Genomic DNA, 14,759 nt, shown 5'->3' on the forward strand with positions numbered 1-14,759 from the left:
ATTTCTATGAAATTAATAGTTAAAAGGTTTTTTCTTGTTTGGTGGTGCTAAATTAGCCCTAGCGCCTGATCCCAGACCGGAGGTTGACCAAATTCTTGTTTGAGATGATTGATGAAAAGCTGCGCTTTTGCTGCATGAGATCGTCCTGGAAGTCTTACTGCATGGATGCCTGCCTCGGATTTCTGAGATGCTTTTTGGATATTTGCTATGTCATTTTCAAACAAAATACGGAGTTTGCCAGCGGCGACCATATCACTAACGATGAAGCTGGCGAGGTGAATAACCCCCATGCCAGCAACAGCTGCTTGCATCAGTGCTTCCACGTCATCCGATCGAAAACTGCCTTTGACTGGAATACCTTTGTTTTGGTTGGCGCCAGCAAACAACCATTCATAGGGGAGGTGGCGAGTCGTTTTCTTGAGGCAGTTATGTTTGAGTAAATCTAATGGTGTTTGGGGTGTTCCATGCCGACTCAGATATTCTGGGCTGGCACAGGCCAGGCGGTTAAGCGGTGCCAATCGGGTGGCGATAAGATCGCTATCTGGTAAGGTCCCGATGCGAATTGCAACATCAAGGCGTTGCGCTGCAAGATCAATTACCTGATCACTCAGATGCAGATCGATTTCCATTAGCGGATATTGTTTTAAAAAACTCGAAACGGCGGGTGTCAGATAACGACGACCGAAGGCGGCGGGCGCAGTAACGCTCAAAAGGCCGCGCGGATCCGCACGTAGTGCAGAGAGTTCATCTTTGGCATCGTCTAGTTCACTAATCATGCTTTTTGCATGTGGCAAGAAGCGTTCGCCAGCATCGGTTAGAATGATTGCGCGAGATGTACGGTGGAAGAGTTTTGTTGCCAGACTGGCTTCAAGCGAGTCAATTTTTCTGGCGACTGAAGACACTGCAATGCCCCTGGCTTGGGCGACTTTGGAGAGATTGCCAGTTTGGGAAACCTCTAAAAAAATGCGTAGGTCATCTAACATTGCGGGCCTTCTTTAATATGTGTTTGGATAAATCTTCAACGTTTATTTTTTCTGTTGATGCCATCATCAGCAAGTGATTTATCTTAGCGTATTTCGCAAAATGAGTTTGCAAATTACCTTATTGTTCAATTTTTAGCAATCTATAGAATTGAAAACCTGAAATAATACCAATCCGTGCCACCCGTAACCTTTCCTTTGAAACCAAAGACTGAAAGAAAATGATGAAAAATAAATCCTTCCTGAAATTAGCGATCGTCGCAGCCATCACCACAAGCGCCGCTTTTGGTGCGATGTATTCAACATCTGCGCTTGCTGCTGCGCCGATGGCCAAAGTACCGGCACCGGCCTTCTTCCGTTTCGCACTTGGTGATTTCGAAGTCACTGCGTTAAGTGACGGCACAGTTGATTTGCCTGTCGACCAATTGCTCAAGCAAGCACCAGAAAAAACAAAGAAAGAATTAGCCAATGCCTATCTGAGTGTGCCTACAGAAACATCCGTTAATGCTTATCTGATCAATACGGGTAGTAAGTTGATTCTGGTCGATGGCGGCGCAGGTGCACTGTTTGGACCAACCTTAGGAAAGATGCTTGCGAACCTGACAGCGTCTGGCTACAAAGCTTCTGACGTCGATGAAATCTACATTACGCATATGCACCCTGACCATGTTGGCGGCCTAATGCAAGACGGTAAGCTGGCATTCCCAAATGCGATCGTACGTGCGGATGAGCGTGAATCGGCATACTGGTTAAGTGAAGCTAACCTGGCCAAAGCACCAGAGGGCAGCAAGGGCTTTTTTCAAGGCGCGTCTGCTTCTCTCAAGCCATACGTTGATGCACATCACTTTCAACCATTCAAAAACAATGGTGAGTTAGTTCCAGGCATCACATCATATTCAAGCTATGGTCACACAGAAGGCCATACATCTTATGTGGTTGAAAGCCATGGCAAGAAGATGATTATCGCTGGCGATCTGATCCACGTCGGTGCGGTACAGTTTGATCATCCACAAGTGACGATTGGTTTTGATACGACACCAAAAGCGGCGATGGAATCACGTTTCCGTATTTTTGACGAAGCTGCAAAAGAGGGTGATATCGTTGCAGCAGCGCATATTCCATTCCCAGGTCTTGGTCATATTCGTGTCGTAGGTAAGGGTGCGACGAAGTCCTACCAATGGACACCGCTTAACTATACACAGCCACGTTAAGCTCTCAGACATCAAAAAAAACCGCATGAATTTCATCATGCGGTTTTTTTGTTCTGTTTTGTTTCGTTCTATTTACGCTGACTTATTTGAGTGCTTCACCCAAGATGCGTCCTTCAGAGCCTGAAGGTGGGCGGATTTTGAGTAGATGTGACAAGGTTGGTGCAATGTCGACGACTTCTGCGTACTCAGAACGGTTGCCCGGTTTGATCCAATTTTTACCCAGCACCATCAACGGTACATTGGTGTCATAGGAGTAAGGCGATCCATGTGATGTACCATGATTGCCACTCCCAAAATACCAGTATTGCTTCGTTACCAGCATGATGTCACCAGAAACTTGACGGTTCCATCCACGTTGCATGAGCTTTGCAATGCGGGTGTTGGGCAGGGCACCTTGTTCCAATTGGGTGCGTGTGAAGGCATCAGAGATACCTGGGTAGGAGAGCAGGAAACGCGCTGCGCTGGTTTCTACTTCTTCACGCTTCAGATTTTTTTGTGCGATCAGCGGATAATCTAGTAGCACTAATGGACCTGACCATTTTGCGGCAAGCTTCTCTGTACCAAACTGTTTGTTTAAATGCTGATTCAGTGCCGCCATCATGTCTTTGCTATTGATGCGTTGCGCGTCACGTTTGATAGAACGTGAAAATTCAGGTGTATTCGGAAAACCGTGATCAGCAGTCAGAAGAATAACAGTGTTGTCTAGACCAACGCGCTTATCCAGATAGGTAAAAAAGTTCGCTAATAACCGATCTAGACGTTGCAAGTGGTCGTGCGACATACGGCTTTCCGGCCCAAAGGCATGATTGACGTAATCATGGCTGGAGAGGCTGATACCAAGAATATCTGTCACACCGGCAGGATTTTTACCAAGATTTTCACCTTCAACAGCAGCGCGGGCGAAGTCTAAGGTCATTTCATCGACAAAAGGACTGGTCATTAATTTGCCGTAATACTCAGCGTCTGGTTTGCCTGATTTGCTCTCGTATTTGAACGGGAAACGGTCTTTGGGTTCGCTGATGATGCTATCGTCGACGTCATTTTGGTAGGCTGCATCTGCAAGTAAGGGTTTCCACTCCTGACCATAGAATCGATCTTGTGGATGCTTTGCGTCGTATTGCTGAACCCAGGCTGGATGACTTTGTAAATAGTAGCTGCTGCTTGCAAAGTTACCGGACTTTTTCATGTAAATATAAGGTGTACCTGCTCTGCCAGCCAGAAGAATCGCACCGCGATCTTTGCCAGAGACCGTGATCACTTTGGACTGATTGCCAGTGGCGTAACGTAACTCGTCACCGACCGTGCTGACTTTTAAATTAGTTGGCGCTGTACCGTCATCCGTTTTTGTTTCTTCGCCCAGATAGTGATAGTTGCCATCCTGTGTGCAATACATGCTTTCGTGGGTGGTTGTATCAATCCATTCGTTGGCGATGATGCCATGCTGATAAGGATACGCACCTGTTAATACTGCCGTATGCCCCACCGCAGTCACCGTAACGCCATGCGCCTGATGCGCGTCGCTATACCATGCTCCCTGTTCCAGCAAACGTCGGAAGCCACCTTGCGTATATTGATCGCGGTAGCGCACGACTTGCTCTTGTGGGAGGCCGTCAACGACCAACACCACAACGAGTTTTGGTTGGCTTGGTTTCTCAACAGCGAGGGCAGGTTGCGTAGTCAGACCGGTTGTTACCAGTAAGCTGCTGATCAACATCAGGTGACGTAGAGGTCGTAACGATGGTAGTAAATTTTTTGTCATTTTTAACGTTAACAATAAAAAACAGTGTTGGAGAATGCGTTGCCGAGTTTGGAGGCATTCATGAGTTTCAACGAAACGTTGAAAGGCAACGTGATTGTTTCAGCAATTCATTATCATATATGAGAAATATTTCAAATTGATGAGCACGTTGCCTTACAGTGTAATAAATTCAATGATGCTCGCTTGTTGCTGCTGATGCAGATGAGCGTGTTTTTTTGTTCAACAACAGACGTAAGTTGAATAAGTTTGATGTTTGATGTTTGATATTGTGACATCATTGTTGCGCGATGATTTCCTGATGCTCTTTTGCTTCTGGAGTGTGTGAGCTTATGCAGATATTTACTAATGCAGCGGCCAGCAAGAAATGGAATGTCCTGTTATAGTGTTGCTTCAATCAACATACAAACTAGCTTGTATGTTTGTATGAGGGCTATTTTTTATAGCTGATTGCCAGATTTTTTCTATTAACCCGATCGAGGATAATGTAAATGAGCGATTTAATCCAAAAGCTGCAATGGCGTTATGCAACAAAGAAATTCAACCCTTCCAAAGTAGTTCCACAAGAAAAATTGGACAACATCTTGGAAGCAACTCGTCTGACAGCAACTTCTAGCGGCTTGCAGCCATATGAAGTACTGGTTGTGACGAACAAAGAAATCCGCGAAAAAATCAAGCCAATCGCTTGGAATCAAGGCCAGATCACAGATAGTTCACACTTGTTAGTTTTTGCAGCATGGGATAACTACACGGCAGAACGTATCAATAAGATGTTTGATTTCACGAACGAAGTTCGTGGCTTCAAAAATGAAGGGTGGGAAAACTATCGTAATATGTTGTTGAGCACCTACCCAGCTCGGGATGCTGAAGTCAACTTCCAACACGCTGCGCGCCAGGCATACATCGCGCTCGGAACGGCATTGATTGCTGCAGCTGAAGAGCAGGTTGATAGCACACCAATGGAAGGCTTTGACCCTGCAGCACTGGATGAAATCCTGGGCTTGCGTGCAAAAGGCTTGCGTAGCGTTGTGATCCTACCTTTAGGTTACCGTGAAGCAGAGGGTGACTGGTTAGTGAACTTGAAAAAAGTACGTCGTCCGACAGAAGAGTTCATCTCCGACGTAAAATAATGCTGTTTAAAGTTTAGCGCGGTTGCTAAACAAAAAACGCAATAGTACGTTATTTAGCTTCATATAAAAGCTGCCTTGTTTTCAAGGTAGCTTTTTTTTGTCGCATTCTTTTTAGCCTCGCCATTGACTTTAATGTCTTCGCGCCCATGTGATGGAAATTAATCATTCTTTTCTGGATTGCATCGTATGGGTTGGTTACTCTTGATCGTCATTGCGTTGCTCTTTGCATTTGAAGTGCCGCGTGTACGATTGCGTTACATTTTACGGCAGGCTTTTCCCTTACCTTATTCCCGAATTTTAAGAAAAAATTTACCTGAATATTCGCGCATGCCGACTGATCTTCAGATGCAGTTGAAGCGACGTATCCGGCAGTTTTTATATCAAAAAAAATTTGTCGGCTGCGGGGATCTGGAGATCACGGATGAAATCAGAGTGACGATCGCCGGTAAGGCTTGTATGTTGCTGTTAAACCGTCCTAGTGAGGTCTACCCAAAACTGACGCACATTCTTGTATATTCAGCCGCGTTTGTAGCGCCGCGTCAACAGATGTTGAGTGGTGGTATCGTGACACACACCAATCAGGGACTGAGTGGAGAATCCTGGAGCGACGGACGGGTGATTTTGGCGTGGGATCAGGTGCTTCATGGCGCGCACAACGAATTACATGGCCAGGATGTGGTCATGCATGAGTTTGCGCATCAGTTAGACAGCGAAACAGGGCAGACCAATGGTGCTCCATTACTCAGTAGCGCCGCCGCCTATCGGGCGTGGTCGCAAGTGATGGAGCGAGAGTATGAGAGTTTATTGCACGCCATCCAGCACCACCATCATCACACGGTCATTGATCCCTACGGTGCGACGAATCCCGCTGAGTTTTTTGCCGTTTCAACTGAGGCGTTTTTTAAGAAAAGTACAGAGTTGGCACAGCATCATCCTGCTTTGTATGAGCAGCTCCGGAGTTTCTATCAAGTGGAACCGAGAGATTGGGTCTAGCAAGGGTGCTTCGCATGTGTTTGGATGTCAGTAGGCCAGATGCGCGAAGCCGCGATCGACTGACCAACAGTCGCCGCCGCGGGGTGCACCTGACCTATCATCGCCAAAGCGACTTTACCCTACAGCTTCCAAGAACTCCTGCTGCTCGAGCCAGTCTGCCTCGGTCGTTTCAAGTTCTTTCACGACATATGCCTGATCCATCAACAAGCCTTTGAGCTTCTCTTTATTGGCGTCACTGTAGATATCGCTATCCTCAAGCTGTGCATCAATGGCGGCTTTCTTCATATTAAGCTTAGCCATTTGCTCTTCAAGGCGTTTAATCCGGGTTTCTATTGGCTTACGTAAATTAGCGAGGCGCTGGCGTTCATCAGCGTCACGTTTGCGTTGTTCCTTGTCGTCGACTTTTGCGGCAGGAATTGGTTTTGCCTGTGGCAGCGCAGCTCCTTTTGCTTTGGCTTTCTCTGGCAGCGAAGGATTAGCCTCCTTCTCTAATTTGCTTTTGAAGAGCCAGTCTTTGTAATCATCCAGATCACCATCAAACGGTTGCAACTTGCCGTCAGCAACGATGATAAATTGGTCTGTCGTTGCACGTAGCAGATGGCGGTCATGGGACACGACGACTAAAGTGCCTTCAAATTGTGCTAACGCGTCCGTTAAGGCTTCGCGCGTTTCCAGATCCAAATGGTTGGTTGGCTCATCAAGCAACAGCAGGTTAGGGCGCTGCCACACGATCATCGCCAATGCGAGACGCGCTTTCTCACCGCCAGAAAACGGTTTGATCGGGCTCGTCACCATCGTACCAGGGAAGTTAAATCCACCCAGGAAGTTGCGCAATTCTTGTTCACGGACGTTAGGGGCAATATGCGCCAAATGCCAGAGTGGTGATTCATCATGGCGCAACATTTCGACCTGATGCTGTGCGAAGTAACCGATCGATAGACCTTTGCCGGTCTGCATTTCGCCAGATAACGGTGCAATGTCACCAACGATGGTTTTAATCAGCGTTGATTTACCAGCACCATTCACACCCAAGAGGCCGATACGCTGCCCGATTTGTAAAGAAAACTTCACGTCATTGACGATGCGACGTTCGGTAAAGCTGTGGTCTGTTTCTGATTCAATTCGGTAGCCGCAATCCACATCTTCCATCACCAGCATTGGATTTGGTGCGCTGAGTGGTTCACGAAATTCAAATGAAAATTCAGCGGCAGCACGTAATGGTGCTAGTTCTTCCATTTTTGCCAGCGCCTTAATACGGCTCTGCGCCTGTTTGGCTTTAGATGCTTTTGCCGCAAAGCGACTAATGAACGACTCCAGATGCGCGCGCTTGCGGTTTTGCTTTTCGATGGTGCCAGCAGCCAGGATTAATTGCGCAGCACGTTGACGCTCGAAGGCAGAATAGTTACCTGAATAACGTTTAAGTTTACGTTCATCGATATGGACGATGACGTTTGCCACACCATCCAAAAAGTCGCGATCATGTGAAATGATGATTAATGTGCCGGCATAGCGTTTCAGCCAGTCTTCGAGCCAGATGATGGCGTCCAGATCCAGATGGTTGGTTGGTTCATCGAGCAGCAATAAGTCTGATTTGCACATCAAGGCTTGTGCCAGATTCAGACGCATACGCCAACCACCCGAGAAACTTGCTACTGAGCGTTCGAGTTGGTCGAGTTTAAAACCTAGACCGATCAGTAACTGCTCTGCACGGGAGCGAACGGTGTAAGCGTCAGCATCGGCCATCGCGCCGTATAGGTCGCCGATCGCAATACCGTTTTCATAGCTCTCTGGCTCAGTTTCAAGCGCAGCTAATTGTGCTTCTAATTTGCGCAGGGTGACGTCACCATCAATCGCGTAGTCAATTGCTGAGCGTTCTAATGGCGGTGTTTCTTGGGCGACGTGGGCTAATTGCCATTTGGCTGGGAATTCAATACTGCCCTGATCTGGATGCAGTTCCCCGCGCAACATGGCAAACAGGCTGGACTTACCCGCGCCATTTGAGCCGATTAGACCAATTTTATCACCGGGGTTAAGTGTCACATCGACGCTATCAAACAACGGCTTGGTGCCGCGGGCGAGGATGACTTGCTGCAAACGTATCATATAAACTTAAAAATGAGGGGGTATTTCGCTTGTTGCTGACACAGTCAGCAATCAGTAAGCGGCTCTAAAACATACTCGCCGAGAGTATGTTTAAATAAAAAACGGGCAAAGTGATTTTTTGCCCGTATTACTTCAATATTGCAATAATGGTCGCAATTTTACATGGTTATGCGCTGAAATTCGCTAAATCCCGTGCTTCGACCAAAAATACCATGTCATCTCCAGCGCTGGTCGAGAGCCACGTCATGTTTAAATCAGGGAAGGCAGCCTCCGTAAACGCGCGTTCATTGCCGATCTCAACCATCAACAAACCGTCTTCTGTGAGGCGCTGAGCTGCGCCTGCCACGATTTTACGCACGAGATCCATGCCATCTTCACCGCCTGCGAGGGCGATTTGTGGCTCATGCAGGTATTCCTGTGGCAATTTTGCCATCGAGCCTGAATTCACGTACGGTGGATTGGTGATAATCAGATCATATTTCTTATCAGGCACGTTGGTATACAGATCGGACTCAATCAAGGTGATACGGTCTTGCAACTCGTAAGTGGCAACATTACGTTTGGCAACTTCTAGTGCATCTTTTGAGATGTCAGCAGTATCAACATGGGCGTTCTGGAACATGTCAGCCAGCATAATTGGTAGACAGCCAGAACCAGTGCACAGTTCAAGGATGTTACTAATGTTGTCAGGGTCGCTGACCCATGGTGAGAAATGTTCGGGGATGAGTTCAGCGATAAATGAACGCGGTACGATGACACGCTCATCGACATAAAAATTGTAGGTACCTAACCATGCTTCATTGGTGATGTACGATGCTGGGATGCGGTCCGTTGCGCGACGTTCGATCACGCGCAATACAGCATCAATCTCATTGGTAAGTAATTTAGCGTCCAGAAACGGATCGATTTTGTCGAGTGGTAAACTGAGCGTATGTAAAATCAAATACGCCGCTTCATCCAGTGCATTGACACTACCGTGACCAAAAAAAAGCTTCTCTTTGTTGAAACGTGTCACGGCAAAGCGTAACAGATCGCGGATGGTGATGAAGGTAGTAGCGGGTGTTGTCATGTAAAAAGTCCTCGTACGCAGATTAAGTCAGCAAATTTTCTAAGGTGCGACGGTAAATATTTTTGAGTGGATCGATGTACTGCACTTCAATGTGCTCATCGATTTTATGAATGCTGGCGTTCGGTGGGCCGAACTCCACCACTTGTGGGCAAATTTTGGCAATAAAACGGCCGTCTGACGTGCCGCCTGTCGTGGATAATTCTGTTTCGATGCCAGTTTCAGCGCGAATGGCATCTGCTAATGCATCGCTCAGATTACCCTTTGGCGTCAGGAAAGGGTGGCCGCCGATGGTCCATTTCAGATCGTAGTCGAGCTGATGTTTGTCGAGAATGGCATGCACACGTTGTTGCAAGCTCTCTGCGGTGCTTGCTGTACAAAAGCGGAAATTGAAGTCAATGACTGCATCGCCAGGAATAACATTTGATGCGCCAGTCCCCGAGTGAATATTGGACATTTGCCACGACGTTGGCAGGTAATACTCATTGCCCTGATCCCAGACTTCCGCTACCAGTTCCGCCATCGCAGGTGCAAACAGGTGGATAGGATTTTTAGCTAACTGCGGGTAAGCGATATGACCTTGAACACCTTTGATGGTCAATTTTCCAGACATGGTGCCACGGCGACCATTTTTAATCGTGTCTCCCAATGCGCCCACAGACGTCGGTTCGCCGACGATGCAATAGTCTAGTTGTTCACCACGCTCTTTGAGTTTGTTGCAAACGACCACGGTACCATCGGTTGCCGGACCTTCTTCGTCACTGGTGATCAGAAAGCCGATGGAACCGTTGTGATCTGGGTGTGCAGCGATAAACTCTTCAGAGGCAACAACAAAGGCGGCGATGGATGTTTTCATATCGGCCGCGCCACGTCCAAATAGCTTACCGTCGCGATGAGTTGGCGTAAATGGAGCAGACTGCCATTGCGCTACCGGACCAGTTGGCACAACATCTGTGTGACCTGCAAAGACGACTAACGGTTGCGCTGTGCCACGACGCGCCCAAAGGTTGGTGACATCACCGGATTGGATAGTTTCGCACTGAAAGCCTAAGGGTTCGAGCAAGGAGATCAGTGTGCGTTGGCAGCCTTTATCTTCAGGCGTTACGGAATCAAGGGCAATCAGTTGCTCCGTCAGGGCAAGTGTTTTACTCATTATAGGGTGTCGAAAATTGTTTGAAACTGATCTGCTGAAAAGCCAACAGACACATGTTTGATGCTGTCGTTGTTCTCAATTTGCAAGACAGGACGTTTTACTAATGAGGGATTACTCAGGATAAGTGTTATTGCCTGATTCTCGCTCGTGGCTGAGTTTTTTTGCTCGTCTGTTAGCGCACGCCAAGTGGTCCCTTTACGGTTGATCAGTGTCTCTAGTGGCACATATTGCAGCCATTTTTCGACCGTAGTCTGATTCAAACCTTGTTTTTTAAAATCATGAAACAAAAAGTCGTGACCCTGTTCTTGTAGCCAGGTCCGTGATTTTTTTACTGTATCGCAATTAGGAATGCCGAAAATAGTAATTCGAGAAGACGGTAAAGCAGTCATTTAATACCTACATTTATACATTTAACGTGAATTCTGTAAAAGAAGCTTCTTCTTTTACGTCATTTTCTGGTTCCGGTGGTGGTGCCACACCGGACACTGCTTCGTTATTGAGCAGCCATAGGAGGTTATTTGCTGAGTCCGCATTAGCAAGGCCTTCTTCTTTTGTGATCAGTCGTTCTCTAATTAGGTTCATTAAGGCACGCTCAAATGTTTGGGAACCTGGGGATAAGCTTTTCTCAATGGCTTCTTTAATTTGGAAAATATCACCTTGCTCAATCAGCTCAGAAACGTAACGTGTATTGAGCATGATCTCAACAGCAGGACAGCGACCGCCATCTACTGATCGGATCAGACGCTGGGAAATAATAGCTCGGATAGACGATGCAAGATCTAACAACAAAGCAGTCCGGTTTTCCATGGGAAAGAAACTGATAATTCTATTAAGCGCTTGGTAACTATTGTTTGCGTGTAATGTAGCAAGAACCAGGTGGCCTGATTGTGCATACGCGATCGCCGCCATCATGGTTTCTAGATCGCGGATCTCACCAATTAGAATGCAGTCTGGCGCCTGACGCAAAGAGTTTTTCAGTGCCATTTTCAGGCTCTCTGAGTCGGTGCCAATCTCACGTTGATTGACGATCGATTTTTTACTTCGGAAGAGATACTCAATCGGATCTTCTAACGTCAGAATATGCCCGGTCTTGACTTCATTGCGATAATCCAGCATGGATGCAATCGTCGTTGATTTTCCTGAGCCGGTCGCACCAACAACCAAAATTAGACCACGCTTTTCCATGATCAGTTCTGACATCACAGGTGGCAGGTTGAGCGTGTCTAATCTCGGTATGTCGCCGGGAATAAAACGAAATACCGCTGAAATCGACCCCCGCTGGCGGAAGGCCGATAAACGGAAACGTCCGATGCCAGCTGCACCAATCCCGATGTTTAGTTCGTTTTCCTGCGCCAACACTTCCATGTCCTCTGGGGCAACAACTTCGCTCAATAAAGCAAAGATGTTTGCTTGGTCCATTTTCTGTTGATTAATCGGCAAAAGAGTACCGTTAATTTTCAGATGAACAGGGGAGTTCATTGCGAAAAACATGTCGGAAGCACGCTTTTCCTTCATCAATAGAAATAAACGTTCCATTGCTGCCATAATGCTTCCTTTGAAATCAAATCTATCTATGCGGGTTATTCAATTGGTTTGACTTATTAACGCAATTTATGCGCCGCGTAGCAGTTCGTTGATGCTGGTTTTTGACCGTGTTTGAGCATCTACACGTTTCACAATCACAGCGCAGTAAAGACTGTATTTGCCGTCGGCCGAGGGTAAGCTACCGGACACGACCACGGATCCGGAAGGAACGCGACCATAGGTTACTTCACCAGTTGCTCGGTCATAAATCTTTGTTGACTGACCAATGTAGACACCCATAGAAATTACCGAATTTTCTTCAACAATCACGCCTTCAACGATTTCGGAGCGAGCACCGATAAAGCAGTTGTCTTCAATGATGGTTGGGTTTGCTTGCATTGGTTCTAAAACGCCGCCGATACCTACGCCGCCAGACAGATGGACGTTTTTGCCAATTTGTGCGCAAGAGCCAACAGTCGCCCATGTATCTACCATCGCGCCTTCATCGACGTAGGCGCCGATGTTGACATAGGATGGCATCAGAACCACGTTTTTGGCAATAAAGCTACCGCGACGCGCCACTGCTGGTGGGACGACCCGGAAGCCGCCTTTTGCAAAATCTTCTGCCGTGTAGTTTGCAAATTTTGTCGGCACTTTATCGAAAAACTGCATGTGATCGCCGGATGGCATGCAAATGTTATCTTCCAAACGGAAAGATAAAAGTACAGCCTTCTTAATCCATTGATTAACGTGCCATGCACCATCCACTTTTTGCGCCACACGCAAACTGCCGCTGTCTAATTCGCTCAGGACGTGAGCGACTGCATCACGTATTTCTGCTGGAGCTGATTTAGGGGAGAAATTTGCGCGATCTTCCCAAGCTTGGTCGATAATTTGCTGTAATTGTTGAGTCATGATGTGTCTTTGTAATGAAATTAAAATCGTGGTGATGAGTTCGGTGCTACACAAAATTTCTCGCGAGCACTTATGGTGCAATGTAGCAAGATATTAGGGGGATGACATGTTGTTGTCACCCCCCGTTGTAGGTTATTTTGCGTGTTCCGGTTAATTTAAAGCATTAATAGTGATCTTTTTAAAAAAAAACGATCATCGCGCTTTTTTATTTTATTAAATTGTTAATTCTTTGCAGAAGGCAACGATGCGTTGAGCAGCTTCAAAGCATTCTTCGACCTCGGCGACCAATGCCATGCGGATACGATTTTGTCCAGGATTAATGCCGTGCGCCTCGCGTGCTAGGTAACTACCAGGGAGTACCGTGACGTTGTATTTCTCGTAAAGACGTTTTGCGAATTCAACGTCGTTGATGCCATTGAGATGATCAACTTTAGCCCACAGATAAAATGCTGCGTCAGGTAACTTCACATCTAAAACTTCTTCTAAAATTGGCGTGATTTGTGCGAATTTTTTAACGTACTTTGCGCGATTTTCTTCTACATGCGCCTCATCCCTCCACGCAAAGACTGAAGCGGCCTGAATAACCGGACTCATCGCATTGCCGTGGTAAGTTCTGTAGAGTAAAAAGTTTTTGATGATCTCCGCATCGCCGGCGACAAACCCAGAACGCATCCCTGGAACATTTGAACGCTTTGACAAACTTGATAACGTAATTAGCCTTGGGTAGTCATGCCTGCCGAGTAGCTGCGCGGCCTGTAGACTACCCAAAGGTGCTTCCGCTTTAAAATAGATTTCAGAATAGCACTCGTCGGCAGCGATCACAAAGCCATAGCGATCCGATAAATCAAACAGCTCTTTCCAGTCTTCCAGGCTTAAAACAGATCCAGTTGGGTTTCCTGGTGAGCAGACAAAAACAAGTTGAACGCGTCGCCACACTTCCTCTGGAATACTTTTGTAATCTGGTGCGAAATTCCGTTTGGGATCAGAGTTGGCAAAATAGGGCTCAGCACCTGACAAGTATGCCGCACCCTCGTATATCTGATAAAACGGATTAGGGCAAAGGATGAGTGGTGAGCCTGAGCTGTTTTCTTCTGTGTTAATGATCGTCTGTGCCAACGCAAACAATGCTTCCCTTGATCCGTTTACAGGCAGGATTTGGGTTGCTGGATCAAGTGCTGGAATGCTGTAACGACGTGTGATCCAATCAGAGATTGCTGTGCGCAATGCCTCTGATCCCGCTGTCGCAGGATAGCTGGCTAATCCATCTAGATTATCGATCAACGCTTGTTTGATAAATGCTGGCGTCGGGTGCTTAGGCTCGCCTATTCCTAGGCTGATAGCGCTATAAGCTGGGTTTGGCGTAACGCCAGCGAACAAGCGTTTCAGTTTTTCGAAGGGGTAGGGTTGTAGTTTTGTCAGATGTGGGTGGAAAGCCATTTTGTTATTTTCTATCTATATCTGTTTGCACACGAGTAACAGGCAATTGATTGGTCGAGTCGTCCATAATTAATGACATTATATATCTCTACCGAGATTCTAACGAGGAAGCGTTTCTCATCAATCTAGTACAAAGTTTGGCTACTCAATAAATTGACCGCATTTAGTTTCTATTAACTCCGGAAAAATAGCGAAATGCTAAAAATGTTTCAGTAATACTCTTTTGCTGATTCATGGATGGCAAAGTGGAATGTGTTCAATCGTGTTCGTACATCAAGATACAAAAGAGCGGAATAGCTTTACAACTGTCGCCTTTGGTTGATTTTTTTGATCGATTACTATGTTGACAAATTTAGTTGCATTTGGCTTGCTTGAGTTAAAATTACCATTACAAGGAGCACATGTATTTAATTGCAAGGTTAATGTGAGAGTGTTTTTGCAATCTCCTAGGATGAACGTGAGTAGATATCTCTGTCAAAATTAAGTGGTTT

12 protein-coding genes are annotated in these 14,759 nt (G+C 46.5%); 3 read left to right on the forward strand and 9 right to left on the reverse strand.

From position 1 onward, the window contains the following. Positions 1 to 47: 47 nt before the first annotated feature. Positions 48 to 983, reverse strand: a complete 936-nt coding sequence (locus ACO0KV_RS03660; protein WP_423039986.1) for a LysR family transcriptional regulator — start codon at positions 981 to 983, stop codon at positions 48 to 50. A gap of 218 nt (positions 984 to 1,201) precedes the next feature. On the opposite strand from ACO0KV_RS03660, the gene ACO0KV_RS03665 reads away from it, so the two are divergent. Next, positions 1,202 to 2,191 carry an MBL fold metallo-hydrolase gene (locus ACO0KV_RS03665; protein WP_423039988.1) on the forward strand — a complete coding sequence of 330 codons (990 nt, stop codon included), beginning with the start codon at positions 1,202 to 1,204 and terminating at the stop codon, positions 2,189 to 2,191. An 82-nt stretch (positions 2,192 to 2,273) separates the two neighbouring features. Here ACO0KV_RS03665 and ACO0KV_RS03670 read toward each other — a convergent pair whose 3' ends face one another. Continuing rightward, positions 2,274 to 3,950, reverse strand: coding sequence for an alkaline phosphatase family protein (locus ACO0KV_RS03670; RefSeq protein WP_423039990.1), 1,677 nt, complete (start codon positions 3,948 to 3,950; stop codon positions 2,274 to 2,276). Positions 3,951 to 4,438: 488 nt separating this feature from the next. Between ACO0KV_RS03670 and ACO0KV_RS03675 the strand changes: the two genes are divergently transcribed. Next, complete coding sequence (locus tag ACO0KV_RS03675) at positions 4,439 to 5,077, forward strand: NAD(P)H-dependent oxidoreductase (protein WP_423039992.1); 639 nt, start codon at positions 4,439 to 4,441, stop codon at positions 5,075 to 5,077. A 186-nt stretch (positions 5,078 to 5,263) separates the two neighbouring features. Further along, the gene (locus tag ACO0KV_RS03680; protein ID WP_423039994.1) at positions 5,264 to 6,070 is read left to right on the forward strand and encodes a zinc-dependent peptidase; all 807 of its coding nucleotides are present in this window, start codon (positions 5,264 to 5,266) and stop codon (positions 6,068 to 6,070) included. A gap of 114 nt (positions 6,071 to 6,184) precedes the next feature. Here the strand turns inward: ACO0KV_RS03680 and ACO0KV_RS03685 are convergent, their stop codons facing one another. From ACO0KV_RS03685 to dapC, 7 genes are all read right to left on the reverse strand, one after another. Further along, on the reverse strand, positions 6,185 to 8,173 hold the full coding sequence (locus ACO0KV_RS03685) for an ATP-binding cassette domain-containing protein (RefSeq protein WP_423039996.1): 1,989 nt from the start codon (positions 8,171 to 8,173) through the stop codon (positions 6,185 to 6,187). A 166-nt stretch (positions 8,174 to 8,339) separates the two neighbouring features. Continuing rightward, positions 8,340 to 9,242 carry a 50S ribosomal protein L3 N(5)-glutamine methyltransferase gene (gene prmB, locus ACO0KV_RS03690; protein ID WP_423039998.1) on the reverse strand — a complete coding sequence of 301 codons (903 nt, stop codon included), beginning with the start codon at positions 9,240 to 9,242 and terminating at the stop codon, positions 8,340 to 8,342. A gap of 22 nt (positions 9,243 to 9,264) precedes the next feature. Further along, complete coding sequence (gene dapE, locus ACO0KV_RS03695) at positions 9,265 to 10,392, reverse strand: succinyl-diaminopimelate desuccinylase (protein ID WP_423040000.1); 1,128 nt, start codon at positions 10,390 to 10,392, stop codon at positions 9,265 to 9,267. Further along, entirely contained in the window at positions 10,392 to 10,781 is a 390-nt protein-coding gene (locus ACO0KV_RS03700; RefSeq protein WP_423040002.1) for an arsenate reductase, read from the reverse strand. The genes dapE and ACO0KV_RS03700 overlap by 1 nt, the downstream gene beginning before the upstream one ends. A gap of 13 nt (positions 10,782 to 10,794) precedes the next feature. Then, complete coding sequence (locus tag ACO0KV_RS03705) at positions 10,795 to 11,937, reverse strand: PilT/PilU family type 4a pilus ATPase (protein ID WP_423040004.1); 1,143 nt, start codon at positions 11,935 to 11,937, stop codon at positions 10,795 to 10,797. 66 nt (positions 11,938 to 12,003) lie between these two features. Then, entirely contained in the window at positions 12,004 to 12,831 is an 828-nt protein-coding gene (gene dapD / locus ACO0KV_RS03710) for a 2,3,4,5-tetrahydropyridine-2,6-dicarboxylate N-succinyltransferase (protein ID WP_423040006.1), read from the reverse strand. Positions 12,832 to 13,044: 213 nt separating this feature from the next. Continuing rightward, the gene (gene dapC / locus ACO0KV_RS03715) at positions 13,045 to 14,268 is read right to left on the reverse strand and encodes a succinyldiaminopimelate transaminase (RefSeq protein ID WP_423040008.1); all 1,224 of its coding nucleotides are present in this window, start codon (positions 14,266 to 14,268) and stop codon (positions 13,045 to 13,047) included. Positions 14,269 to 14,759: the final 491 nt, after the last annotated feature.

The organism is Undibacterium sp. RuRC25W, from assembly GCF_049339825.1.
In the GTDB taxonomy this organism is placed as follows: domain Bacteria; phylum Pseudomonadota; class Gammaproteobacteria; order Burkholderiales; family Burkholderiaceae_D; genus Undibacterium.